The 24,730-nt window shown below is 46.8% G+C and carries 22 protein-coding genes; 10 read left to right on the forward strand and 12 right to left on the reverse strand.

All coding sequences use genetic code 11. The annotated features are described in order from the left end of the window. Nucleotides 1–187: 187 nt before the first annotated feature. The 4 genes from H579_RS26690 to H579_RS0119355 form a co-directional block, all read right to left on the reverse strand. On the reverse strand, nt 188–523 hold the full coding sequence (locus tag H579_RS26690) for a HigA family addiction module antitoxin (RefSeq protein WP_051227961.1): 336 nt from the start codon (nt 521–523) through the stop codon (nt 188–190). A gap of 207 nt (nt 524–730) precedes the next feature. Beyond that, the gene (gene cybH, locus H579_RS0119345) at nt 731–1,426 is read right to left on the reverse strand and encodes a Ni/Fe-hydrogenase, b-type cytochrome subunit (RefSeq protein ID WP_028302020.1); all 696 of its coding nucleotides are present in this window, start codon (nt 1,424–1,426) and stop codon (nt 731–733) included. An 86-nt stretch (nt 1,427–1,512) separates the two neighbouring features. Then, the gene (locus H579_RS0119350; RefSeq protein WP_028302021.1) at nt 1,513–3,318 is read right to left on the reverse strand and encodes a nickel-dependent hydrogenase large subunit; all 1,806 of its coding nucleotides are present in this window, start codon (nt 3,316–3,318) and stop codon (nt 1,513–1,515) included. After that, nucleotides 3,318–4,394: a hydrogenase small subunit gene (locus H579_RS0119355; protein WP_036566841.1), complete on the reverse strand. Its 1,077-nt coding sequence runs from the start codon at nt 4,392–4,394 to the stop codon at nt 3,318–3,320. Before H579_RS0119355 ends, H579_RS0119350 begins: the two co-directional genes overlap by 1 nt. 387 nt (nt 4,395–4,781) lie before the next feature. On the opposite strand from H579_RS0119355, the gene H579_RS0119360 reads away from it, so the two are divergent. The 4 genes from H579_RS0119360 (at nt 4,782) to H579_RS0119375 (ending at nt 8,112) form a co-directional block, all read left to right on the forward strand. Continuing rightward, on the forward strand, nt 4,782–5,171 hold the full coding sequence (locus H579_RS0119360) for a hypothetical protein (protein ID WP_028302023.1): 390 nt from the start codon (nt 4,782–4,784) through the stop codon (nt 5,169–5,171). Between the two features lie 13 nt (nt 5,172–5,184). Then, entirely contained in the window at nt 5,185–5,748 is a 564-nt protein-coding gene (locus tag H579_RS26695) for a tetratricopeptide repeat protein (RefSeq protein WP_157834667.1), read from the forward strand. A 101-nt stretch (nt 5,749–5,849) separates the two neighbouring features. Next, nucleotides 5,850–7,421 carry a sensor histidine kinase gene (locus H579_RS0119370; RefSeq protein ID WP_028302024.1) on the forward strand — a complete coding sequence of 524 codons (1,572 nt, stop codon included), beginning with the start codon at nt 5,850–5,852 and terminating at the stop codon, nt 7,419–7,421. 4 nt (nt 7,422–7,425) lie between these two features. Continuing rightward, a complete protein-coding gene (locus tag H579_RS0119375) occupies nt 7,426–8,112 on the forward strand; it encodes a response regulator transcription factor (RefSeq protein ID WP_028302025.1) in 687 nt (228 codons plus the stop codon). Nucleotides 8,113–8,151: 39 nt separating this feature from the next. Here the strand turns inward: H579_RS0119375 and H579_RS0119380 are convergent, their stop codons facing one another. After that, a complete protein-coding gene (locus H579_RS0119380) occupies nt 8,152–8,781 on the reverse strand; it encodes a class I SAM-dependent DNA methyltransferase (protein ID WP_028302026.1) in 630 nt (209 codons plus the stop codon). Between the two features lie 211 nt (nt 8,782–8,992). On the opposite strand from H579_RS0119380, the gene H579_RS0119385 reads away from it, so the two are divergent. The 5 genes from H579_RS0119385 (at nt 8,993) to H579_RS0119405 (ending at nt 14,814) form a co-directional block, all read left to right on the forward strand. Then, nucleotides 8,993–9,895: a LysR family transcriptional regulator gene (locus H579_RS0119385; RefSeq protein WP_028302027.1), complete on the forward strand. Its 903-nt coding sequence runs from the start codon at nt 8,993–8,995 to the stop codon at nt 9,893–9,895. A 399-nt stretch (nt 9,896–10,294) separates the two neighbouring features. Continuing rightward, the gene (locus H579_RS0119390; protein WP_028302028.1) at nt 10,295–11,296 is read left to right on the forward strand and encodes a branched-chain amino acid aminotransferase; all 1,002 of its coding nucleotides are present in this window, start codon (nt 10,295–10,297) and stop codon (nt 11,294–11,296) included. A 362-nt stretch (nt 11,297–11,658) separates the two neighbouring features. Then, a complete protein-coding gene (gene moaB, locus H579_RS0119395; protein WP_036566842.1) occupies nt 11,659–12,204 on the forward strand; it encodes a molybdenum cofactor biosynthesis protein B in 546 nt (181 codons plus the stop codon). Nucleotides 12,205–12,620: 416 nt separating this feature from the next. Further along, complete coding sequence (locus H579_RS0119400; RefSeq protein ID WP_036566843.1) at nt 12,621–13,898, forward strand: molybdopterin molybdotransferase MoeA; 1,278 nt, start codon at nt 12,621–12,623, stop codon at nt 13,896–13,898. A gap of 202 nt (nt 13,899–14,100) precedes the next feature. Next, nucleotides 14,101–14,814 (forward strand): pseudouridine synthase, encoded by a 714-nt coding sequence (locus H579_RS0119405; protein WP_028302031.1) that lies wholly within the window; start codon nt 14,101–14,103, stop codon nt 14,812–14,814. Between the two features lie 62 nt (nt 14,815–14,876). Here the strand turns inward: H579_RS0119405 and H579_RS0119410 are convergent, their stop codons facing one another. Both H579_RS0119410 and H579_RS0119415 read right to left on the reverse strand, forming a co-directional pair. Next, a complete protein-coding gene (locus H579_RS0119410; protein ID WP_051227964.1) occupies nt 14,877–15,794 on the reverse strand; it encodes a S8/S53 family peptidase in 918 nt (305 codons plus the stop codon). Between the two features lie 312 nt (nt 15,795–16,106). Then, on the reverse strand, nt 16,107–17,663 hold the full coding sequence (locus H579_RS0119415; protein ID WP_028302033.1) for a methyl-accepting chemotaxis protein: 1,557 nt from the start codon (nt 17,661–17,663) through the stop codon (nt 16,107–16,109). A 328-nt stretch (nt 17,664–17,991) separates the two neighbouring features. Between H579_RS0119415 and H579_RS0119420 the strand changes: the two genes are divergently transcribed. Continuing rightward, nucleotides 17,992–18,249 (forward strand): hypothetical protein, encoded by a 258-nt coding sequence (locus tag H579_RS0119420; RefSeq protein WP_028302034.1) that lies wholly within the window; start codon nt 17,992–17,994, stop codon nt 18,247–18,249. A 237-nt stretch (nt 18,250–18,486) separates the two neighbouring features. Here H579_RS0119420 and H579_RS0119430 read toward each other — a convergent pair whose 3' ends face one another. The 5 genes from H579_RS0119430 to H579_RS0119450 form a co-directional block, all read right to left on the reverse strand. Then, nucleotides 18,487–19,662 (reverse strand): alpha/beta hydrolase, encoded by a 1,176-nt coding sequence (locus H579_RS0119430; protein WP_028302036.1) that lies wholly within the window; start codon nt 19,660–19,662, stop codon nt 18,487–18,489. Between the two features lie 134 nt (nt 19,663–19,796). Further along, nucleotides 19,797–21,203 carry a sodium:solute symporter family protein gene (locus H579_RS0119435; protein ID WP_028302037.1) on the reverse strand — a complete coding sequence of 469 codons (1,407 nt, stop codon included), beginning with the start codon at nt 21,201–21,203 and terminating at the stop codon, nt 19,797–19,799. A gap of 137 nt (nt 21,204–21,340) precedes the next feature. Continuing rightward, the gene (locus H579_RS26700) at nt 21,341–21,988 is read right to left on the reverse strand and encodes a hypothetical protein (RefSeq protein ID WP_051227967.1); all 648 of its coding nucleotides are present in this window, start codon (nt 21,986–21,988) and stop codon (nt 21,341–21,343) included. 223 nt (nt 21,989–22,211) lie between these two features. Continuing rightward, a complete protein-coding gene (gene pepQ, locus H579_RS0119445; RefSeq protein WP_028302038.1) occupies nt 22,212–23,528 on the reverse strand; it encodes a Xaa-Pro dipeptidase in 1,317 nt (438 codons plus the stop codon). Nucleotides 23,529–23,643: 115 nt separating this feature from the next. After that, nucleotides 23,644–24,582 carry a LysR family transcriptional regulator gene (locus H579_RS0119450; RefSeq protein WP_028302039.1) on the reverse strand — a complete coding sequence of 313 codons (939 nt, stop codon included), beginning with the start codon at nt 24,580–24,582 and terminating at the stop codon, nt 23,644–23,646. Between the last annotated feature and the right edge of the window lie 148 nt (nt 24,583–24,730).

Genomic DNA, 24,730 nt, shown 5'->3' on the forward strand with positions numbered 1-24,730 from the left:
ATTACGGCACTCCACATTCACTCGATATAGAAAAGGCATAGAAAAAAACTAGTTACGTAACCAGTTACGCAATAATATTTGATCAAACTCACAATGGCAAGACACTGGTATAAGCTGTCTCGTATTTTTACTCTAGTTGGATACTCTGGGGAAATAAGCCAGAAACGGGCTTACGGGCGTTACAGCACTACCCACTTCGACTGGCCAGATACAGCTCCCATAACTGTTGTTTCTCCAGCCATAGCATAGGGTCCGTATTAAAGAATTGCGCCAGTTTCAGGGCTGTGTCCGCGGAGATTGCTCTCTGACCATTGACGATCTCGTTTACCCGACGACGGGAAATAGCAAGCTGCCGCGCCAGGTCCGCTTGACTGATGTGCAGAGGGTTAAGATAGCAGCGTTCAAGAAAACGACCAGGGTGTTCTGGCTTTCTGACCTGAAAAGGTTTGTTTATGGATTGCCCACTATTGTTTATGGATTGCCTACTAAGATGTGTCCGTGTTGATTTATTTTTTACTTCCATTCTCAGGTCTCTTGCTTGGCTCTCTTTTCCAAAAGACAGTTGTTTTTAATAGCCCCTTTTATCAAAAGAGATTGGCTAAAATGGAAAAAAGCCGGGAAAAATCCCGGCCTGAAAGTAGTGCAGGCCCCGAAACCCATGACTTGCACCCGTTAAAGTATCATCCGATAACAGTAACCCCTTCCAATGAGGAGAAGGAAGTGGCTGATATTAATCGGGACGATCATCTTTAAACATGCGCCAGCCACCGACCATAGTCGAGATCAGACTCTGGCGGGACATAATGTCTTCACGAATCGCCACATAGACATGGATCATGACAAAAGTGATCAGATACCACATACCCAGATGGTGCCAGGTATGCACATCCTGACTCTGCCCCATCATAGGAATAATCCAGCCAAACCACTGATCAGCCCAACTACCGGCACCCAGCCCCTCTCCATACAAAGCAAACCCGGTAAAAATCATAAAGGTGTTGCCCAGAACAAAGAAAAAGAACATCGCCAGCTGACCCAGCGGGTTATGGCCAATATATTTACGTGGTGTCTTTTCCAGAAACAGATACCAGCGTAACTCGTGACCCACTTCCTTCCACCACTTGCCGCTAAACAGTGGTACCAGAAACAGTTCACGGGCGTGGCTATTACCGACAAAGGCCCAGTAGATACGACCAATAAAGGCAATTGCCAGAATATAACCTGCAGTAAAGTGGGCAAAACGGATATAACCCATCAGGTAATTATCAATCGCTTCGCCTGGCTGAGACGGCAGCGGCGAACCGATAAAATACCCCGTCACACACAATGTCACGATCGAAAAGACCGTGACCCAGTGCCAGAGCCGCAGCGGTGCTTCATACACATAAACCGCGGTTTGTTTGCGTTGTTTAAGCTCATCACTCATAACAAACTCCTTGAACCCTGGTCCCGGCTACTGAGCAAACAAATCACTCAGCAGCAGGTCTTCATGGGATCGTTAATGGACAGCGGTTAGCGAATTTTCACCTTAGTCAGCTCCTGACCATCCGGCGACATCACATGGGTGGAACAGGCCAGACAAGGATCAAAACTGTGCAGCGTACGCAGAATCTCTACCGGCTCATCCGGGCGCTCCATCGGCGTATTCAGCAGAGCCGCCTCGAAGGCACCGATATTGCCGTTGTGATCCCGTGGCGTACCGTTCCAGGTGGTTGGTACGATGGCCTGATAGTTTTCAATCTTGCCATCTTTGATCTTGATCCAGTGACCCAGAGCGCCGCGCGGTGCCTCGTTAATGCCGACACCTTTGGCTTCTTTTGGCCAGCTGGAGGGGTCCCACTTCTCGGTATTCGCCGTCGAGCTATCGCCGTTTTTGATGTTATTGATCAGCTGATGCCAGTCATCCAGCATGGAATCCGCACACAACTCACATTCCAGCGCACGGGCCAGAGTACGACCCAAAGTAGACGGCAGGAACTGCTTCAGGCCCAGATCATGGCCTGTGGCCTGATTAAAGGTGGACAGAGAACGATCTACCTGCTCCTGTATATATTCCTTACCGGAAGCATAAGCGATGATATAACGCGCCAGCGGCCCTACTTCCATAGCATGACCTTTCCAGCGAGGCGCTTTAATCCAACTGTACTTAGCCGATTCGTCCAGCTCTTTAATGTTGGTCTTGGTCCCCTTCGTTTTTGGCCCTAACTCGAACTTAGGTTCGGTAACACCATCCCAGGGGTGCAGCCCCTTAGTATCATCACCATAGCTGTACCAACTGTGGGAAACAAACTCCTGAATCTCATTCGGATCACGCACATCCACCGGCAGCACTTCATCCCAGTTACCATTAACAATGGCACCCGCAGGCAGCAGATCAGTGGATTTATCGTACGGCACCTGAGTATAGGTTCCGTAAGACAGCAGATTCTCGGACGCCAGACCACCGCCATAGAGCCAGTTCTTATAGATACTGGCCACCGCCATCACATCTGGCAGATAGACGTTTTTGGTAAAGGCACGGGCTTCGTTAATACGCTCCAGCACAAAGTTCAGGCTGGTCATATTCACCGGTGCACCGGCGGCTCCAACATCATCCAGGTTAATAGCACAGGCGACACCGCCGACCATATAGTTTGGATGCGGGTTTTTACCGCCAAAAATGGCGTGAATCTTGGCGATATCTTTCTGCAGATCCAGCGCTTCCAGATAGTGTGCTACCGCCATCAGATCCGCTTCCGGTGGCAATTTATAAGCCGGGTTATCCCAATAACCGTTGGCAAACAGACCGAGCTGACCGGTTTCAACAAACTTCTTCAGACGGGTCTGGATATCTTTAAAGTAACCCGGAGATGACTTGGGATGCGATGGGGAAACCATCTTCTGCAGTTCAGACGTGGCTTTCGGATCAGCCTTTAAGGCGTTAACAGGGTTTACCCAATCCAAGGCATGCAGGTGGTAGAAATGCACAATATGATCGTGCACCTGCAAAGTTTTATCCATCATATGACGGATGATATGGGCATTGAGTGGAATTTGAATATCCAGCGCATCTTCTACTGCGCGCACTGAGGTCAGTGCATGAGTCCCGGTACATACACCACAGATACGCTCTACAAAGGCCCAGGCATCACGGGGATCACGACCTTTTAGAATCACTTCCAGACCACGCCACATGGTACCGGTAGAAACCGCGTTACGAATAATATTGTTTTCGTCCACATTCACTTCGCAGCGCATGTGGCCTTCAATACGGGTGACCGGATCAACAACAATACGACGGCCACTGTTATCCAGATTACTGGCGTTAAAATCGTTCATTATTCCTGATCTCCCTTAGCTGTGGCACGTTTCACGGCGCTAACCGCCGCATGAGCGGCAATGGCGGTACCGACTGCACCAGCCACTGCTGTACCGATCTCATCGGCGTTTTTCTCAATACCAAACTGAGGGATATTGCTCAGGCGCTCATAGAAGCTGCCCTTGTCCCAGAAACCGTCTTCGGAACAACCGATACAACCGTGACCGGCCTGAATTGGGAAAGAGATACCTTCGTTCCAACGTACCGTGGAGCAGGCGTTATAGGTGGTTGGCCCTTTACAGCCGACTTTATAGAGACAGTAGCCTTTACGTGCGCCTTCATCGTCCCACTCTTCCACAAACTGCCCGGCATCAAAATGCGGGCGGCGATAGCATTTATCGTGAATACGCTGACCGTAGAACATCTTAGGACGACCCTGACGATCCAGCTCTGGCAGCTTGCCAAAAGTCAGCATATAGGTGATTACACCTGTCATAACTTCTGCAATAGGCGGACAACCCGGCACCTTGATAATCGGCTTATCGGTGATCACTTTATGAATCGGTACCGCCTGGGTTGGATTAGGACGCGCCGCCTGCACACAGCCCCAGGACGCACAGGAACCCCATGCAATCACAGCTTTAGCATCTTTCGCTGCATGTTTCAGCTGATCCAGGAATGGCTTACCGCCAACAATACAGAACATGCCGTCTTCATTCAGCGGCGGGTTACCTTCCACTGCCAGAATATATTCGCCTTTATACTTCTGTATCGTCTCTTCCAGAATCGCCTCAGCCTGATGACCTGCCGATGCCATCAGGGTGTCGTCATAATCCAGCGAGATCATAGAAAGCACCACATCTTTTACCAGCGGGTGCGCAGAACGAATAAAGGACTCGGAACAGCAGGTACACTCCAGACCGTGCAACCAGAGCACAGGAGTCCGCTGTTTTGTTTCCATCGCATGGGCAATCTGCGGGGCGTATGTCGGGCCTAAACCCAGAGCTGCAGCGGTCAGACTACAGTATTTAAGAAAGCTGCGACGGGTGATCCCCTGACGTCGCATCACCTCGTAAAAGGTTTCCAATTGGGGCATGCCAATCTCCTGTTCACCACGGTTCGGCTGGTATCCGGAATAGAATTCCGTTAACGCCTTATTTTTGTTGTCTTCATCTGAGCCTGGTTGAAAAGCTCACTGCACGAATCTCTATCCCGAGGTAACAATCAAAAGTTATGCCAAAGAAAAAAATCAATAAAAATCAATAAGTTAAAAAATAAAAAACATAAGCCCCACAAAGATCAATACCAACCTGCATCCAGACTGAAAACTAAGTTATCACAACCATAAACAAGCCCTATCCTTGTTGCTTAGCGCCAATCCTTACATATTTCTGACACTTCAGTCTGCCAGAGAAGATAGTCTCAGCGATCAGCCGAAGATCAAACTTCATCTATTTAAACAAAACAGATTAGAGGAGATGTTATGCAGGGAATGTATGCCCAATACGCTACAACATATTTATGGATATTAGGCTCAGTTACTACGCTGACTTTTGCGATTCCATTATTTGTAACGCCTATATCCTGGGCCAGGATACTGAGGTGGAAACTACCCGAGGAAAAGGACCTTACTGTCTATTTTGGTCGTTGTTTGGGCGCATTTATCCTACTTGTAGAATATTTTATCTTCAAAGCAGCTTTTACTGGTGAAAGTGTTGAATTTACCTTTGAGATGTTGACGCTAGTGTTCTCTTTTATGCTGGCAGTTCATATCTATGGTGCACTACGACGCATCCAGCCCATTACAGAAACATTAGAGATAGGCCTATGGATGGTGCTCTTAACTATCAACTATCTGTGCTACCCGGCTTAAAAGGAGTTTAGTCATGTTTATTCCGCAACCTCTATCATTGATCTACTTCTTATCGACTCTTCTGGTCGGCACATTAGCTATTAGTCAAATCACCCACGCAGAGCAGACTGATGGTGCCGAGTTAAATACCAGTGATCTGTCCTATACCGCCTGGATTGACAGTGATAAACGTATGAAATGTCTATATGGCTATGCCGCAGATAAAACCGGAGATCATCGGGCTGCTATCAGGATTTTTGAAGATTGTATCGAGCGTTGGAACGATGTTTATTCTATGTTATGGCTGGCACAGATTTATGAAGCAGGCGTTGGTGTTAAAAAAGACCTCCAAAAGTCTACGGCACTAATGAAGCGTGGAGCTCTGTCCAGGGATGAGGCAGGATATTCCAGTCTTGCTCGCTATCACTATGGCATCGCCTTGTATGAAGGTATTGGCACTCAGGCCGACAGGTCAGAAGCTGTTGTGTTTCTCCAGCTGGCGGCCAGCGAGAATATTTCTGATGCTTGTGACTATTTGAAAGTGAGAGGCTATGCCTGCGCTTCCGAACAAATCACCGATAAAGAAAGCGCTCACTAGAAACAAAATGGCCTCACTTGTCGGCTGACAACAACCAGGTTTAAACAACCAGGTTTAAACAACCAGGTTTAAACAACCAATAGGTAAGTACCGGAATATTTATGATCAAACTGGATTCTGCAGCTTGGAGCCTAATATCCCTGGTACTTATTCCCATTGTAGTTATCTCCGCTCTTGGCATAAAAGCACTCAACAATGAAAAGGCTTCGCGCCAACTGGAACAACAGGCCTTGCTTGAATACCAACTCAACCGTTTTACCCAGAGGATCGACCATAGGCTGCGTGATGCGCTAAAGCAGTGGCATCAACGAATTGAATTAATTGAATACAGCTCTGATCGTCTGAGAGAACTTATCCTATCTCGACAGGGTGTTGACCTGATTACAATCACGTCTCACGCTGGACAACGCATATTCCCTCCAGAAAAATCTGTAGGAGCCTTATTTGCCGAAAAGGTACTACTGCGTCAATATCAGACACAGTTTAATGCACTGACCCAACAAGCTCTAATAAGCCAACAGCAGCAGCTAGATACTACAACTTTTGCCTCCACGGATACAAAAGGCCAAATTTTGTTAAACTGCTGGTCTCCTTCAGGAAAAAAACAAAACAGCTATTGTGTCTTATTGAGCGCCCAGTGGCTGGAAGATGAATTAAGCCGGATAGTTTTTCAGGAGCAGGAGCAAGAACAACACACAAGTCTGTCACTGAGCTTAGTTCAAACTGCCTCTGTATCTAAAACAGCAGAAAAAAAGACTTCAGTTTCTAAGGCTATCTCTCAGCCATTAATGCCTCCTTTTGAAGCCTGGTCACTGAGATACTCAGAGCCTAAACACCCAGAACGTTCTTCAGCGTTACTCCCGGACAATCAATCACTCTATCCTGCCTATATCGCGGTGCTCTCACCTATTTATATCTTATTTATGGCACTGGCTATTCAGCTTTATCTCAAGCACAGGGAGCAACAGCAGCAGTTAAAGCTTCGAACCACCTATACTGCACAACTGGCCCATGAATTCCGCACACCACTGACAAATCTACGTCTATACTCAAGCCTACTCAGAGACGAAGCATCCAAAGATGAACGTGAGCACTTTTGTGACGTCTTGGAAATGGAGTGCCAGCGGCTCAGTAATCTGGTAGATAATGCCATCATGCTAGCCAGCCCGGCAGCAGACTCTGCTACTGCCCTTGTGTCTACGATTCCAAACCTCACTATTACAGAAGCGGTTAAGAGCTTCCAGCCAGCACTGTCATCGGAAAATATCAAAGTAACAACAGACCTAGCGACACCTGAGACCGTCGCATTTAACCAATTGGCTCTGCAATGTGTGTTAAATAACTTACTGGATAATGCGACCAAATATGCTGCTGGCAGCCTCGTGTTTATACGCTCAGAGTTTAAACAACAGATGCTGGTGATTCAGTTTACAGATACTGGCCCAGGTATTCCTACCGAAAGCATCAGTCATATTTTCCAGCCCTACCAGAACTCTAAAGCACGTGAAAAAGGCTTTGGCTTAGGTCTCTCAGTTTGCCACCGATTGGTTCACAGAGCAGGTGGAGAGGTGCGACTGCTAAAGCCTGTTACAAGTGACAACTCTCATAAACACACAAAGCAAGGTACACGCTTTGAGATCACCCTGCCCTACCAACCTTTGCAACAAGAGTAATACCATGAAAATTTTGTTAGCGGATGATGATAGGAATATCAGAAATGGTTTGACCGCATTATTTAAAAAGCAGGGTTATGAGTGCTGTGCAGCTGCAGATGGAAGAGAGGCTTTGAAACTGGCACAAAGCTTTCGGGCTGATCTTTATGTACTGGATATTATGATGCCTCATATAGACGGCACTCAACTGTGCATAAAACTCAGAGCCAAAGAGTATTATCAACCTATTCTCTTACTCACGGCCTTCGATAGCCCTGAGTTACAGATACAAGGGTTAAATATTGGCGCGGACGACTACCTGGCAAAACCTTTTCACCCTGAGACATTGCTGGCACGAGTTAATGCACTCTATCGCCGCTCTCAGTACGCCGAAAATCAGCTAAAACAATGTAATGCTGATTTTATGCTGGGCGAGGTTTCCATCAAACCCGGCTATATGCAGGCCCATTTCAGGAATCAGCAAATCTCTATCACAGCAAGGGAGCTGAATTTTTTGCAGCTGCTATTTTCCAGCAATGGCCAGATACTGACAAAAGACCAGATTCTGAATCACTGCTGGGGTCATGACTACATTCCCGAAAGCCGGGCATTGGATCAGTTTATCTCTACATTACGCAATAAACTGGAGAAAAAGCTAGGCTCGGCAAGGGTCATTCAAACTGCACATGGTCTCGGCTACCGCTTGGGCTAATGCCGCTATGCCTATTCCTTGATCGTAACAGCGCTACAATCAGGCAGCGTAAGGCTTGCGGGCCACAATAAATACGGCTTTATTCGGACCAGGGCACCATTGATATTCAACATTAAAACCAGCCCGCTCTATCATAGTCACCAGCTCCTGCTGAGAAAATCCCCATACAGAAGGTATGATAGGCAACAAACGAAACAAAGGTACAAGCAGCTTAAAACCCAGGCTACTGTCACCGATACAAGCTGTACTGGAAACAAATACACCGCCCGGCATCAGTAGCTGATACACTCGTAGCAGCGTCTGCTCCAAATCGGGTAGCAAGTGTAAAACACTCATTCCTATTATTACATTCCAGCTTTCATCATCACTATTTACGTGATGAAGGTCTGTTTGCATAAGACTAAGATTAGTAAGTTCAGTCTTTTCGACTTTCCCATGGGCAATTTCTAACATCTTGTCAGAAATATCGATGGCTAAATAACGCTCAACATAAGGCGCATGTATCAGTGCCGTTGATCCCGTTCCACAACCAAACTCAAGCACTCGGCTTTCCTTTGTAAAATATTCCTGAGTGGCAACCACTTTTTTTTCATAACTACTTTGATCTGCAATGGGCTGTTTCGAATAATGATTGGCAATCAGGTTCCAAAAAGTCGTGCTATAAGCCATCTTATTTCTCTTTTTCATCCAGGACAACATTGATACCTGCAATAGTAGGCATACACTAATGCATTGAGCATTCCCGATCAGGGTATTTCAGATATACAATTATGCATAGGTTGAAGCGTAAGCAGATATCGCGACAGCAACCTATTTCCCAATTAAAGCGATTGCTGAAATCGAAAATATTAGACAGAGACAAGAACAACAGAGAGGAAAGATGGACTGGCGCTCAATCAACTTTGACTGGAATCATGCCAAGGCATTTCTTGTGACAGCCGAAGAGGGCTCACTATCGGCTGCGGCGAGAGCTTTGGGGACTACACAACCCACGCTGAGCAGACAGGTCAACACCTTGGAAAAATCACTTGGTATAGCTCTGTTTGAACGTTATGGCAGAGGTCTGGAGCTTACACCAGCAGGTTTAAAGCTGGTGGATTATGTTAGAACAATGAGTAACGCTGCAAACCAGTTTTCACTGGTAGCCTCAGGACAAACTGAGTCTATAGAAGGCAATGTGGTAATTACCGCTTCAGAGGCCACTGCTGCTTTTGTGCTGCCAGAATTGATCCAACCCCTTAGAGATAAACACCCTGGCATTACCTTAGAAATTATAGCCACCAATGAAGCCAGTGATCTGAGACGCCATGAAGCTGATATCGCAATACGTACTTTTCGCCCGCTTCAGCCTGATCTGATCGCTAAACGTATTAAAGACGTGCAAGCTGCTTTCTATGCTGCCCCTGGTTATCTGCAACGCTTTCCTCACCTTACCCTTCCCGATCCTATTAAGGACTCTGATTTCTCTCAGGTAAGCTTTATCGGCTTTGATCGCAGTGATGAGTTTATCAATCTACTGAATCAGCATGGCATTTCAGTGAGTCACACAAACTTCCCTATTATCTGTGCCAATCACCTTGTGCAATGGCAGTTGGTAAAACAGGGCTTAGGTATTGGCATTATGCCGATTGAAACAGGGGATAATGAAGCTGAAGTGGTACGGGTTCTTCCTGATCTCGACCCATTACAGGTGAAATGTTGGCTGGTGGCCCATAAAGACCTTCGTAATAGTCGAAGAGTACGTGTGGTATTTGACTACCTGACACAGTGCCTTAACCAATAATACTGCCGCCACAACCAGCTGATATCGAGACAAAAAAGCATAAAAATAGAAATATAGACCACAAAAAAACCAAAATACAAAAAATATCACCATAAAAATATGACCGATAAGTCACCCGATTAACATTGATAAGCCAAGGCCATTCTGACTAATAAAGCACTCATTTGCTCTCAACACTCACTACATTAATAGAGAAGATGGCCTCCTATAGCTGCAAAAGCCCAAAATTGAAGTGGTAAAACTCTTTTATGATGATAGGCACACAATCATTCCAATTTTCCTACTGCGGGATTAGAATATAAGTCTTTAGTTTGTATAGATAATTAAGTTTTATTCCTGCCACCCGTTAGGCTCACAGTTTTATGGTGGCGCAGAAAATATAATTAAAAGGAAGGTATCATGGCTAATCCTGCTTTCGGCTCTGTTTTTATGCCTGAAATGTCGATCACCTGGTTTGACGGTTCGAGCTGGAGTGCGCCCGAAATGGTCCCGAGCGACAGTATCCAATTACACCCGGGTGCTCACGTTTTACACTATGCCAGTACCTGCTTTGAAGGCTTAAAAGCTTTCCGCCATGCTGATGGTTCTGTTAAAGTTTTCCGTATTGATCGCAATGTTGCACGTATGGCACAAAGTGGTCGCCTCTTGGCGCTTCCTGATCTGGATGAGGCCTTTGTTACTGGTATGATCATGGATATCGTTCGTCAGTACAAAGACGAAGTACCTACAGCACCAAGCTCCATGTATATCCGCCCTACCCTGATTGGTACTGAACCGATTATTGGTAAAGCCGCTGCACCTTCTGATTCCGCGTGTTTCTATGTATTACTGTCTCCGGTAGGCGACTACTTTGCTGGTGGTGACCGAGCTCTGCGTATTTTGGTTGAAGACGAAGGTATGCGTTGTGCACCTCATAACGGCATGATTAAGAGCGGCGGTAACTACGCCAGCTCTCTGCTGCCGACCATGCGAGCAAAAGAGAAGTATAATGTAGACCAGGTTCTGTTCTGTCCGGGTGGCGATGTTCAGGAGACAGGTGCAGCGAACTTCCTGCTGATTGACGGTGACGAAGTGATTACCCGTGATCTGGATGAAAGCTTCCTGCACGGTGTGACCCGTGACTCTATCCTACAGATTGCTCGTGATCAGGGCCTGAAAGTGACTGAGCGTAAGCTGAGCGTTGAAGAGCTGCTGGAGCGTATCGCTAAGCCCGGTTGTGAAGCAGCACTGTCCGGTACAGCGGCAGTTCTGGCTCCTGTAGGCACTATGATTTACAAAGGTGAAGAGCATAAAGTTGGTAATGGTGAAGTGGGTGAAACTACCGTTAAACTGCGCAAAGCGCTGAATGATATTCAATGGGGTAACGCAGAAGATATTCACGGTTGGTTAACTGAAGTTTAAGCCAATACTTATCTGCTTCTTCCATGCCTTAAAAGCCAGCTTAATGCTGGCTTTTTGTTACATCAACCTAGCTACCAGCTAATAAGGCGACTGTTCTGATCCGTTATGATTCAGCCTGACAGTTTGTCTCAAAAGCGACATTCCAGAAAAAGCCAAAGCGAATATTTGAATTTGCCTGACTGTTTTGGTTTATTTTCAACATTAAACAGGCACGAAGTGTGCTTCACACTCAAGTAAAGCAACTAGTTAAAAGAATAAACTAAGCATACGGCCCTTCCCCTGGTTCCAATCGATGCAAAGGCCGCCTGACCAGGCTGCACTCTCTGTGGGAAGGGCCGTTCTAACCCCAAAAGGCTAAAGTTATGTCACAAGTTGATAACAATGACATCCCTGCAGTAGAAGTCCCACTGAATATTGCAGTACTGACCGTTTCTGATACCCGCACGTTTGATAACGATAAAAGTGGTGGCACTTTAAAAGCCTGCATCGAAGAAGCGGGTCATAAAGTCGCAGATCACGCCATTGCACCGGACGACATCTACAAGCTGCGCGCCGTTTTGTCCCAATGGATCGCCGATGAGACCGTAAACTGCATCATTACGACCGGTGGCACCGGTTTCTCTGGCCGTGACAGCACCCCTGAAGCCGTTGCTCCTCTGCTGGATAAAACCATTGACGGTTTTGGTGAGCTGTTCCGTATGCTGTCTTACGAAGAGATCAAAACCTCTACCATCCAGTCCCGTGCACTGGGCGGTCTAGCCAACAATACGCTGGTATTCTGCCTGCCTGGTTCTACCGGTGCTTGTCGTACTGGCTGGTACAAAGTGATCCGTGACCAGCTGGATAGCCGTCACCGCCCTTGCAACTACGTTGCCCTGCTGACTCATGGTAAAGCGACACACGTTTAATCGCTTTTCCATCCAAACGGACTGTGTGCGATGATGGTTATAGCATCATCGCACACATCGAGTTTCAACCTGCACAACGCTTTTTCTGACAACACCTTTCAACTCGGTATTTTGACTATTGGTCTAGTTATCATACCAATCCAGATAAGTTGTTGTAGGTCGAAAAAGCCGCAAAGCGCCTTCCGATAATCATCGGATACCGGAGTCAATGTCGGATGGTGCTTCGCTTATCCAACCGACTCTGATATCAAGAAACTTATCGGGAGCGGCATCACTGGTTGGCCTCTATGCTTTTCCAAGAGGGCTCAACCCGAGTCAGCCTGCCCCAAAAGACCCGAACCCAAGAACGTTGTACCTAAGAGCACTCCCCGCTACCATTAGCCAACCAAAACGATCAGATTTTCAACAGGATAACTATGTCGCATAACGCCAAACACGATGCCTGTGCGCAACCAGGCTTAATGCCGGTCGATGAAGCCATCAAACAGATCTGTGAGTCCATTCAACCAGTGACCACTGAAATCCGCCCTTTATCCAACGCGATGGGTTATGTCCTGGCCGAGCCTGTCGTAGCCGGTGTTGATGTACCTCCTGCAGATAATAGCTCTATGGATGGCTATGCCATTCGTGTTGCAGACCTGGCAAATGGCCCATTAGGGGTTAGCCAACGTATCGCTGCAGGCGATAGGCCTCAGCCGCTTCAACCCGGCACCTGTGCCCGTATTTTTACCGGTGCAGAAACGCCTGAAGGTGCAGATGCTGTCGTTATGCAGGAAAAAGTAACTCTGGTCGATGATAAAGCAGAGTTTCCGAAAGATACTCGTCCTGGCGAAAATATCCGCAAAAAAGGCCAGGATATTAACCAAGGCAAGCTATTACTTGAAACAGGCACCCGCCTTGATCCCATCAGCCTGGGACTGATCGCCTCCATAGGCCTGCCTGAAGTTGTGGTGTATCGAAAACCGGTTGTCGCTCTCTTGAGCACCGGTAATGAGCTGGTAGAGCCTGGTCTCCCCCTGCAGCCGGGCCAGATCTATAACTCCAACCGCTATCTACTGATTAACCTGTTTAAAAATCTGGGTTGTGAAGTGATTGATGCGGGTATTATCCAGGACACCTTGGAAGAAACCAAAAGCACCCTGGCCCGAGTTGCTGAACAAGCGGATCTGGTAGTCACCAGCGGTGGCGTATCTGTTGGCGAAGAAGATCATGTGAAGCCCGCAGTAGAAGCTCTGGGAGCACTGAATTTGTGGCGTATGGCCATGAAACCCGGCAAACCACTGGCTTTCGGTTCCATTAGAAAGACTCAATCTGAGGGTGGTGCCTACTTTGTTGGTCTGCCAGGTAACCCGGTATCCGCTTTTTTGACCTCGTTAGTGGTTGTGCGCCCTGCACTGGCTAAGCTGCAAGGTTGCAAAACACTGCAAAATATTCCTTATCGGTATGCAGAGGCAGAGTTTAACGCTGAAGCGGGTATTCGTCGTGAATATTTGCGGGTACGTAGAATACCATCCCGCCCTGGCGACCAACCAAATCAAGCCACACGGGTTGAGCTGTTCCCAAATCAGAACTCAGGAGTCCTAACCTCCTGCCAATGGGCGGATGCCTTGGTGGTAATGGAACCGGGCCAGAAAATTCGCGAAGGGGACTGGGTGAAATATCTGGAACTCACTAGTTTGATGGCTGCGTATTAAACGAGTAAATAGGCAGCGAAGTGAATCTTGAGGTCGGAAACGGGATATTTTCCGGCCTGCAAGGCAGAATATCTCAAGTACTTCTGTTTTGCTGTGTATAATCCGCGCAGTATACTTACTGCGCGGTGGAAATTTGAGCAGCGATTTAAGCAATTCGTTGTAAACCGATCCTGTAATCCATTATTGAGCATTTAGTTACCCAATGCGTCTCGATAAATTTCTTTGCAAAAGCACTGATCTATCTCGACCAGAAGCCACTAGAAAGATTTTACAAGGGGCTGTCTGTGTCAATGGTGAGCCAGTGACAACGGAGTCGACGCAAGCCCACGAAGACAACCTGATAACACTCCATGGCATAGTATTGACACCGCGCGCCTCACGCTATGTGATGCTACATAAGCCTCCTGCTACGATTTGCTCAAATATCAATGAAGCCTATCCTTCTCTCTTTAACTATCTGGATCTTGATCGAGCAGAAGATATGCACGTAGTAGGACGCCTTGATGCCGATACAACGGGGCTCGTATTAATCACCGATGATGGCCGTTGGTCATTTGATATTATTCGTCCGCAAATGAAGTGCAAGAAGGTGTACCGAGTTGGCTTACGAGATCCGATTGCCCCCGATGCAGCCCTACGATTTGAGCAAGGCCTTCAACTCCAGGGAGAAAAAGCATTAACCAGACCCGCTCAGCTGGAAGCGATCAATGAGAAGGAAGTCTTACTGACTATTACTGAAGGCAAATATCATCAGGTTAAACGCATGTTCGCGGCTATCGGTAATCGTGTTCTGTCATTGCATCGAGAAAAGATTGGAGCCATCTCATTGGATATTGCAAAGGGGCAATGGCGTCATCTAACGCCTGAAGAAATCAACTCTTTTGCCACAGATAAGCCTGCCGAGGCTACCCCTTAGCCAGTAAAGTACTGCTGCCCCGCTATACCCTCTAAATTTTTACTGCTGGAAACATCTGTAACTTACAAACACTCAGTTACTGTACCGCCCAGCAGGTGAGCTTTCAATGCTGCAGGCGCTGCAAACGATGAGCCTTTTAAAATCGGCCAAGGGCGCGACGAAAAACTTCTGTGCTCAAAAGCATCAAAACTGCTCAACTGGTTCAAAGGAATATCAATGCAGTTATCGCCATTTATATCGTAACCCATTGCAATACCATCCCGGCTATCCATACGCCTGGGTTGATAAGCCGCTGGAGCTTTCAGGTCGACAAATGCGTTATTAGCCACAAAATGTCTCAACTCAGGCTCACTTGCCCCTACAGTAGTCACACCTTCGGCAAAAGAAAAAGTATTAACCATGCCCGAACCACCATTACCAGCAATTGTAAAGACAGCCACCCCCTGTTGAGACAACCACTCTAACTGCAGAATGATTTGCGATGTTGCATACCAGATAGAGTCCGCTTCTCCCCACTCCCTAACCAAAGACTTATATAGCTTTACGTTTTCCGGCTTTAAAGGTTTTTCAAAGGCACTTACCAGTGTTGAAGACTCCCATGACAATAACAAGGCATCAATCGGAAAACGAGCCAAACTGCCCCGGATCTGTACCAAACGGGACAAGATCTCCTTTAATGGCGGACGGTTATCAAAGATAGGGTATTGAATAAAAATTAAGCGAGGGTCACTGGCTATCATTTGCACCAGGTCGCCATGATAATAAGGCTCAGGAAGCTCATCATTGTCCAAATCTAATAAGCCATGCAAAACTCTATGGTGGCTACTGTTATCAGTTGTGTGGTTTACAGAGGGATAGAAACGGTCAATCAAAGCTACCCGCCATGTATTACGCATGACATCATGAGCACTGTCATCTGCTAAAACACAACGCACAGATACCATCCACAGTAGGATAAAGCACATCATCGAACGCCACATAAGCTGTCACTCCACCAGCGCATTCTATTCAGTATAGTTCACACTGGAAAGAAGCTGACGTCATTCCATCGATGATAAAACCACAGCAAAACCCATGAGCAAATCAAGAAGAGAAACATTAGGCGTATTGCCTTAATTGCACTAATCCTGCCGTTCACAAACAGGTACGAGTTATAACAACCGTTTTTCGATACTTATACTCTTATCCTCTCCGGTCTCTGGCCGGAGAGGTTAGAAATATTGCGTGCTGGCGTGCTGGCGTGCTGGCGTGCTGACGTGCTGACGTGCTTAGCACTTATTTCATCATACTGATCAGTGTGTAATGCTCTGCATGATTATTTTTACATTGTGAATAAGCTTGGAAGAAGCTTTTTTTGTTTGCTCTGCGGCTACCATCGCAACTTCTGTTGCAGCATTCACAGCGGACAAATTATTGTGGATATTTTCTGCAGCCTTGCTTTCCCCTATTACTGCATTCGCGATTGTCTGGCTCATACCACTGATCCTTTCCATCTGATGTGCAATATGCACCAGTGTTTCTCCCGCTAACTCTGCCTGCTCTACACTCTTGTCTGCCTTATATTTACTGGCGCTCATTACCGCCAGAACCTGATCAGTTTCTCTGGCTAAGCGCCCCAAGGTCTCCTGGATCTGGCCAGTAGAATCCTGCGTTCGTTCCGCCAAAGAGCGTACTTCATCTGCTACCACTGCAAACCCCCGTCCCTGCTCACCCGCTCGAGCGGCTTCAATCGCCGCGTTCAGAGCTAATAGATTGGTCTGTGCAGCAATATCATTAATTAAATCAACAGTGCGATTGATACTTTGACTGGCCTGGCGGAGCTGCTCAACTTGATTAGCGGCCTGATTAACCTGGCTTGAGAGCTTAAAAATAGCTTCCGAGCTATCGGCAACAACTGTCTTGCCCTGTTGTGCATGAATCAATGCATGCTGGGTTGCATCAGAGGTATTACGTGCTTGAGTCGCCACTTCATCAATCGCAGCAACCATCTGCTCAATAGCAGCCGAAATATGTTGTACTTCAATGCCTTGTTGATTAACGGCGGCGGCTGCCTGCTCAGCAATCTTCTGATTTTCATCCGCCAGTTCGTTCAGCTCCCTGGCAGCATATTCTATACGAGCCTGAATTGCTTTCTCATTAGCCTCGCGCATATGGGTCGTATGCATCAGATGCCCTACCTCATTTGCAGAACCAGTATACATTTCCGCTAACAGGTCATTTTGACTCTCACGAGTTAGCTTGTTCAATGCCATCCTCAAAGGACTCATCAACCATAAAGACAGAAGCGCTGCAGTTAAACCACTACCCAATGCCACAGCTAAAAATGCGCCATTATTCAGTTCAAAGAAATACGAAAGCACGGCGGGCAAAAGAGCAAAAGAAGGAATTAATACCGGTAAAATTCTACTCACCGGGAGATCATAGCGATTATATCGTTTTTTACCGCTGTTAATACGGTGATAAATAGACTCCGCCCGCTCGACCTGGCTCTCCTTAGGCTGAATCCTGACAGACTGGTAACCCACCACCTGACTGTTTTCAACAATAGGTGTTACAAAAGCATTAACCCAATAGTGGTCACCATTTTTGGATCGGTTTTTCACCACACCCATCCATGGTTTTCCTTGGCTAAGTGTACCCCACATATCCGCAAAAGCAGCTGGAGGGACATCGGGATGACGAACAATATTATGAGGTTGGCCCATTAGCTCTTCCCGGGTGAAACCGGATATCTCGACAAAAGCATCATTCACGTAGGTGATATGGCCTTTTAAATTTGTGGTTGATACAAGGGGCACACCCTCGGCAAAACGACGCTCGCACCCTGTCACTGGGAGATTAGTTTTCATGCTACCGTTCCTTGTGCGGTTTTTATTGTTTTCCTGTAAGCTTGAGCATTAAGGATAGTCCATCTTATGGACATATCGAAACAGGGGTATTGTTATCAACACTCGGCTTATGTCATTGCCAGACAACCAAGCATTTACGCTTACAGCAGGATTTGTAACAAACTGTTGCAGAGCGCATATTCTAGTCATCTAAACAGATAAATTAGTGACATAAGTCAATCAGGCATAAATCAGGGCATAAAATCAGTCTTATCCCTCATAGACCATATAAAGTATATGTGCATGTACTATTTTGATGCACCAAAGACAACCCCATTTTGGCAAGTGAATGACAAAATATAAATCAGCAACCTCACCAGAATTATTAGAAACCCTTCGACGCTGGCAAACTGAGCGCAACCTCGATGATGCCGAGTTTCTAGCGGATCAAATCCCCCATATACTGGAGGATGTAGCCATGGTTAAAGCAAGTTTTCTTAAACTGAGAGAAAAAGTTGCTTTACTGGAGGAAGATACACGCCACTACAAAGAAGGCTTCCATCAGCGTAGAATCCTGGAAGACTTTGATGATTCACAGAAACATTGATGCCGCTCTAATAGCGAAACAGAATGGCCATTATCATGATTGACTACAGCCAACTGCTTCTCTCACTCCATGCGCTCAAAAGCATTTTTATCACGACTGATACCGCTTCTGAGGCGTCTCCGTTACCCCAAAACGTCCTGACAAGCGAATATCCAATATCCGGGCAGGAAGGTGATCCCTTTGTATCAGGCCACAGTTGCCTATTGGCCTTGATAGATCAAAAGAATCTATTAACAATCACAGTACCTTCCGCATAACAGCCATGGTCTCTTTAAAATAAGGGTTCCAACTCAAACGGGCATGGGTTTTCCCTTCTTCCCGGTAGCCCCAACCGGAGAACCAAACCTCTGCCCCTTCACGACAGAGCAACTCTTGCACCTCATCCTGGCCATTAGAGCACATTCTAAACCACCCCATTTTGCCATAATGAGCATTATCAGGCTTATACAGCGGACTCATATGAGAACCTGTGCTAACTCTATGCTCTGGTAAACGCATTGTGAATTGATTTAGCCCCTGGACATTGGGTCGATATTCACCAAACCAAACCAGTTGATTGTTAGCGTGTTTAAAACTTTTTTGATACAGCTCCAGCGCCGCCTTCGTATCGATTACACTGTCTCCTTCACTGATGGCCATAAACACCGGTATATCGACAGACCGGTGCTTCAGTTTATCTCGCACCAGAGTGGACGTCTGATAGTACACCGCAGCCCCATTCATTGGCAGAGACTCATATTTAGCAATATTCTCTTCCGGATCTTCATCCGCCCAATCTATGAAATAACTGATTATTGGTGCCAAACGAACCAAACCGCTTTCAGGCTTGAATGCAGGAGAAAAGAGTAACAAGCCAGCAACCTGCGGATTTTCAATGGCTTCAATGGTCACCAAATTAGCACCAGTTGAGTAACCACCTAACCAGACTTCATCATAACTTCGATTCAGCAATTGAGTATGATGCTTAACAATCCCTGTCCAGTCATCGAGTACAGGCAACATTAAATCTGCAGCTTTGCTGCCATGACCAGGTAATAACAAGGTACGCACCAGATAGCCCTGTTCAACCAGCTCCTGCCCGATATCAATAAAGGAATAAGGTGAATCACTTAATCCGTGCACTAATAAGACAGCTTTACCATTAGGGTGCTCAGGTTTAAGTTCAAATGGGCTGTTAATTGCAATTTCCAATTCCAGATCATCGCTTAAATAATGGCGGTTCTCCCTTAACCACCGTTTATTATCTGCTATATAGCGTTGAAAATCGGTTTGTCGATAATCCGGTAAACCAGCTGAAGGTCGCTTCTCAGGTAAAACCTGCTGTTGAGAACAGGCCGATATCATTAGTGCAGCAGAAAAAATAACGACCAAGCTCGTTTTAAGGGGGTTCTTAGGTACTGGGGTACAACTCATAAATATCCATCACTCTTGGCTGAACAACGCGGTTTTTGTACAGCCCCTTCAAATAAAGCACGATCACCATCGTGGATGACATTTTAATTACGACAACAGTACACCGTATTATGTCGATAAAACATCAGACTTTATTAATCAACTTGAGCTGATGGCGTTAATTTCAGAGGTTTTATCAGACTAACAGTAACCATCACCGCAAAAGAAGCGATTAAACCCGCTGCGATGGGTGGTAACAAGTTTTCCAGAGCAGGAAAAAAGGAAAAGAGTAATACAGAGAAGACGCCCGCCAACATACCGCAGAGAGCACCTATACCAGTAGCACCAGACCAAATTCGGCCCAAAAACAAGGGGAACAGTAAACCTGCCGATGTTAGTGTGTACCCCATCACTAATACTTTAAACACTACAGGTACGTAAAGACCAATGACAACCCCTAATACCCCCAAAATGACAATACAGATTTTAGAAAATCGAAGTACATTTTCATCACTGGCGTTGGGTTTAAACAATACCTGATAGAAGTCACGGGTAATACTGGCAGCGGCACTATGCAGAGCTGAGTCAGCGGTTGATACAATTGCAGCAGCCACTGCCGCCAAAACCAATAATGCCATCCACTGGGGCAGGAACGCCATAATGGCCCACATCATAGCCTGCTCTTGATCCGGCAGATCAGGATTCAGAGTAAATACGGCCATTCCCAGTAGCGAAGCCCATATCCCAGCAAGAATGCAGGAAAATGCCAGGTTATACAGACCCTGCTTGGCAACTTTGACACTTTTAGCTGAGTAAATACGCTGATGGTAGATCTGCAAAACCATCTGCCCCGGTAAGACCGCCATCACCCAACCCCAAATCACATCTTCACCCGCGGCAAATAAAGTCAGATTCTCTTCTGGTACAGTGGCAAAGATTGTATCTAAACCACCTGCTGCAGTTACCACAATGGGTAACATAACAAACAGGGCAAAAATCATTAAACCCAGCTGTGCCACATCGGTATAGGCCACCGCAATAATACCACCGGTCATGGTATAGATGACCACAATGACGGCCGCAAGAATAATTCCCCACTCTAAAGGAACTCCTGTTAGAACATTTAAAACCTTACCTGTTGCAATAGGCTGAGAGACCCACCAACCAAAGGTAACCAGTGAAGCTACAATCGATGTGGTGGCCCGCAACAGTCTTGACTCACCGTATTGAGCGCACATCCAGTCACTGGTGGTATAAAAACTTTGCTGCCGTAACCAACCTGCGGCAAGCCAAGCCAGAAGTAGCACCCCGGCCGGCACAATCAATCCGATATAGACAAACTCAGAAAACCCCCACTGGTAGCCAATACCTACATGGGCAACCATCATACCGCCACCAAATGCCGATGCTATCTGAGTCGCCGTTACGGTTAATAAGCCAAACTTACGCCCACCGACAAAGAAATCAGCGGCTGTCTTCTGTTTGCGAGAGCTTAAAAAGCCAATCACCAGCATAGCAGCAAAGAATATGCACACTACACCCAGTTGAAGCCAATCAATCATGGTCAAACCTTATTATTGTTATCTCGGTTTTGACATTATAAAACGAAGCTTGCCTGTTTATCTGAATACGATGCCATTGAGTGTAAACCCTTCAGCATAAGCAATGGCCTCTCTTTAACTAAAGATCAGGATGTGGATCAGCTCTTACAATATGGGAGGTCTCTGGTGGCTGAAGCGATGCGATTGCGCTTATTAGGGTCACGAAATGGGCTCCAATATCTGGCAGCACCTTTCCACGAGCTCCCAAATACCCACCATCCACCACGACCTGAAACCACTTTATCTTCCTGTCCTACCCAACGATTCAGAATACGTACACCGCAGGAGATATTCGTCTTGGGATCATGCAACTGCTGCTGATCCGTTAAGCCGCAGCCATAGCCGTTACCACTCTCAATTGAGATCTGCAGCAAGCCCCGACTAATTACAGGGTTACCCTGAACATCATTAAAACGCTCCTGATACCAGACATGGTTTTGATGGGAGCTTTCAAAATGAGACAGGCTGGAGATAAAACCCGCCCAGAAGTCTAAACGCTGCTCATAGGTACTACGGTAGTAATTGGGGCAGTAGGTTTCGATATCATCAGGCACCGCTTTTAGCAGATCCTGACCATGCTGATTCAATGCAGCCTTGGCAAAGTACTCTAATTCTGCACCCTGAGTATTCCCCTCCCAAAATGCGATATATTCTTTCTTACCGCTTGGAGGGGCCACGCTACAACCTACAACTAATGCAGATACACCAACTGTAGCGATTAAAGATAACAGCTTGTTATTTTTCATAATTCAGAGTTAACCATAAGTCTTTCACCGCCCTACTTTTAACCTTTTGACAGACGGGGAACAAGTAATGAAGGTGTTGTTTTACAAAAAATGACCTTTCACAGCCATACCACTCTTGAACTGAAGTTATCTTTTGACGTGAGCATAGCCTGATAGATACAGAAAAAGCCGACATGATGTCGGCTTTTCGTAGTACTTACAGTGTTGAACTCAGGGTTAGAGATCAGAGCTTAGCAAAGCCATCCCTTGTGTAGTTTTCACTGCCATCCTTCTGCACACAGATATTATCTTCAATACGGATGCCACCGTATGGCAGCAGTTGCTCAACCATAGCCCAGTTGACGTGTTCGCTGGATGGGCTGTTTTTCAGCTCTTTTAACAGCTGCGGAATAAAGTAAACACCCGGTTCGATAGTGATCACATGACCCTCTTCCAGAGTACGGGTCAAACGCAGGAATGGGTGTTCTTCCGGTGGGTTTAGCAGCGTGCCTGCTTCATCCTGCTGCCAACCGCCAACATCATGCACTTGCAGGCCTAATAGGTGGCCCAGGCCATGGGGATAGAAAGTGCGGGTTATGCCCTGCTCCAGTTGAATCTCTGGGTTGGCAGTGATAATACCAAAGCGATTCAGCAGGTCAGCGATCATCAGGTGCATCTGTTCATGCAGGGCGATAAAGTTACTACCGGCACTGATCTGATTGCACAGTTGCTGTTGCAGGTCGTCCAGGCCACGAACTAAGTCGGCAAACAAGCTACCTTCTGGAGTAAAGGTCCGGGTGATATCAGCGGCGTAGCTGTTAAAACGGGCACCGGCATCAATCAGCAGGGTTCTGTGTTGATCCGGCACAGTGCGTTGCTGAAACTGATAATGCAATACAGCCGCATGCTCGTTCAGACCTATGATATTGTCGTATGGCATATCACGCTCGTTATGAGCGATGGCACTGAAGTAGATCTGATTGATCTCATATTCGCTCTTACCCGCCAGGAAGGCGGCTTCTGCCGCAGCATGGCCTTTCACCGCCAGATAATTCGCTTCACGCAGGCAGTGTTGCTCCCACTCGGTTTTAACGGCACGGTGGAAATTCAGTGCAGTAATCAGCGCCTGAGGGTTCTGGTTAATAGCCGTATTATCAGAGGCGGTTATGGTGACCAGCTGTTCATTAATGACAGCCGTGTTATGACCTTTCAACTGGCTTTCGACGGCGGCAAAGTCATCATAAGCCACCAGTTCAAACGCTTTTGTCCACTCGTCACTTGGCAGTTCGGGGGTCAGATGCCAGAAATCCGTCGGTGTGTAATAGAACAGTACTGGCTTTTGACCATTACGTACCAGTAACCAGCAATCCGGGTGTTCTGCCAGGAAAGGCACCCACAGTACAAAGTGTGGGTTCGGACGAAACGGATAACGGGTATCGTCTAAAAAGTGACCATGCAGGCTGCCAGAACCGATCAGCAGTTGATCGTAGCCTTGCTGAGTAATCAGCGACACTGTGCGCTGTTGAGTCTGTTCCAGGTGTTGGAAAAACGCTGAGATCATTTCAGTCCCTGCCCTCTTATCGTTCTACGGGGATGTTTTTTATATGGCGCTTACTTGTCAAGTGCGGTTTTAGTTTGTCAGGTAAGGTTAAAACACTGATGTCATAAAACAGCACTTACGCCCCAAAGGTGTTGTTATTAATCGCTTCTTCAAGCTGATTCCACAGCTGACGTAAATTCGGATGCGTATTCTGTCGGTTACGATACAGCCGTATCTGCAGCGGCACCTGCCAGTCATCACTACCGGCGATACTTAAGCTGCCATGCTCCAGACTGCTTTTCACCAAACGTTGGGGCACCCAGCCAAAACCAAAGCCCTCTTTAATCATGGCTTTTACACTGACTGAGTGCACATTTTCATTCATGGTGACCAGCTGAGGTGGTTCAGGTTGTTTCTGCAGAAAGTGATCCAACACAGCCCGCATAAACGAGTTTTCGTAGTAACCAATATACGGTAAAGGCTGAGTTTTAAGGCCGGGCAGCACGTATAGTGGGCGGCCATCTTCATCATTAGCGGTAACAGGAATCAGCTTTTCTTCAGCGATCACCAGGCTTTCAAAGCGCTCATCATCCAGTTCACGGGCAACGGTCATGGTCGGATGCCAGAAACATAGCACCAGGTCACACTCGCCCTGAGCCAAAGCCCCAACAAAATCAGCCCCAACCCATGAGGTCGACTTTAAATTCAGATCGATTGGTAACTGATGGCGCTCACAAAACGGTAACATCAGGGAGCGATAGAGTGTCAGATAGAGAGTTTGCGTAGTAGCAAACGTGAGCCGATTACTTTCCTGCTCCCGGATCTCGCCACAACGCACCTTGGTTTCACGGGCGATACGGGACATCTGCTCCGCACCTGCCAGGAAAACCTCGCCAGCGGGGGTCAACGATAGTGGCAGACTATTACGGTCAATCAGTGTCGTACCCATCTCCTCTTCCAACAGCTTGATGCGGCGGCTTAAAGTGGGTTGGGTAACATTACGTTCATCAGCTGCACGGGAAAAGTGCCGGGTTTTCGCCAGGGCGATAAAATCATCCAGCCATCTTACTTCCATAGTGTGCTCTCGGATTCAGGGGAAAAACATTAAGGTTGCCGCTTAAATATTCTCAGCTCATTTTGCCAAAAAAATTAAAGGGCTACTTGGTTAAAGCTTTTTCTTCACTTTAACGTTTTTATTATAGTAGGCCGAACCGTAAAAAACG

Source organism: Oceanospirillum beijerinckii DSM 7166 (genome assembly GCF_000422425.1).
GTDB lineage: Bacteria > Pseudomonadota > Gammaproteobacteria > Pseudomonadales > Halomonadaceae > Oceanospirillum > Oceanospirillum beijerinckii.

What these genes read in the sequence shown, in the direction of transcription:
- H579_RS26690 (WP_051227961.1), bottom strand. Translation starts at nt 523, where the DNA reads ATGGAAGTAAAAAATAAATCAACACGGACACATCTTAGTAGGCAATCC.
- cybH (WP_028302020.1), bottom strand. Translation starts at nt 1,426, where the DNA reads ATGAGTGATGAGCTTAAACAACGCAAACAAACCGCGGTTTATGTGTAT.
- H579_RS0119350 (WP_028302021.1), bottom strand. Translation starts at nt 3,318, where the DNA reads ATGAACGATTTTAACGCCAGTAATCTGGATAACAGTGGCCGTCGTATT.
- H579_RS0119355 (WP_036566841.1), bottom strand. Translation starts at nt 4,394, where the DNA reads ATGCCCCAATTGGAAACCTTTTACGAGGTGATGCGACGTCAGGGGATC.
- H579_RS0119360 (WP_028302023.1), top strand. Translation starts at nt 4,782, where the DNA reads ATGCAGGGAATGTATGCCCAATACGCTACAACATATTTATGGATATTA.
- H579_RS26695 (WP_157834667.1), top strand. Translation starts at nt 5,185, where the DNA reads ATGTTTATTCCGCAACCTCTATCATTGATCTACTTCTTATCGACTCTT.
- H579_RS0119370 (WP_028302024.1), top strand. Translation starts at nt 5,850, where the DNA reads ATGATCAAACTGGATTCTGCAGCTTGGAGCCTAATATCCCTGGTACTT.
- H579_RS0119375 (WP_028302025.1), top strand. Translation starts at nt 7,426, where the DNA reads ATGAAAATTTTGTTAGCGGATGATGATAGGAATATCAGAAATGGTTTG.
- H579_RS0119380 (WP_028302026.1), bottom strand. Translation starts at nt 8,781, where the DNA reads ATGGCTTATAGCACGACTTTTTGGAACCTGATTGCCAATCATTATTCG.
- H579_RS0119385 (WP_028302027.1), top strand. Translation starts at nt 8,993, where the DNA reads ATGGACTGGCGCTCAATCAACTTTGACTGGAATCATGCCAAGGCATTT.
- H579_RS0119390 (WP_028302028.1), top strand. Translation starts at nt 10,295, where the DNA reads ATGGCTAATCCTGCTTTCGGCTCTGTTTTTATGCCTGAAATGTCGATC.
- moaB (WP_036566842.1), top strand. Translation starts at nt 11,659, where the DNA reads ATGTCACAAGTTGATAACAATGACATCCCTGCAGTAGAAGTCCCACTG.
- H579_RS0119400 (WP_036566843.1), top strand. Translation starts at nt 12,621, where the DNA reads ATGTCGCATAACGCCAAACACGATGCCTGTGCGCAACCAGGCTTAATG.
- H579_RS0119405 (WP_028302031.1), top strand. Translation starts at nt 14,101, where the DNA reads ATGCGTCTCGATAAATTTCTTTGCAAAAGCACTGATCTATCTCGACCA.
- H579_RS0119410 (WP_051227964.1), bottom strand. Translation starts at nt 15,794, where the DNA reads ATGTGGCGTTCGATGATGTGCTTTATCCTACTGTGGATGGTATCTGTG.
- H579_RS0119415 (WP_028302033.1), bottom strand. Translation starts at nt 17,663, where the DNA reads ATGAAAACTAATCTCCCAGTGACAGGGTGCGAGCGTCGTTTTGCCGAG.
- H579_RS0119420 (WP_028302034.1), top strand. Translation starts at nt 17,992, where the DNA reads ATGACAAAATATAAATCAGCAACCTCACCAGAATTATTAGAAACCCTT.
- H579_RS0119430 (WP_028302036.1), bottom strand. Translation starts at nt 19,662, where the DNA reads ATGAGTTGTACCCCAGTACCTAAGAACCCCCTTAAAACGAGCTTGGTC.
- H579_RS0119435 (WP_028302037.1), bottom strand. Translation starts at nt 21,203, where the DNA reads ATGATTGATTGGCTTCAACTGGGTGTAGTGTGCATATTCTTTGCTGCT.
- H579_RS26700 (WP_051227967.1), bottom strand. Translation starts at nt 21,988, where the DNA reads ATGAAAAATAACAAGCTGTTATCTTTAATCGCTACAGTTGGTGTATCT.
- pepQ (WP_028302038.1), bottom strand. Translation starts at nt 23,528, where the DNA reads ATGATCTCAGCGTTTTTCCAACACCTGGAACAGACTCAACAGCGCACA.
- H579_RS0119450 (WP_028302039.1), bottom strand. Translation starts at nt 24,582, where the DNA reads ATGGAAGTAAGATGGCTGGATGATTTTATCGCCCTGGCGAAAACCCGG.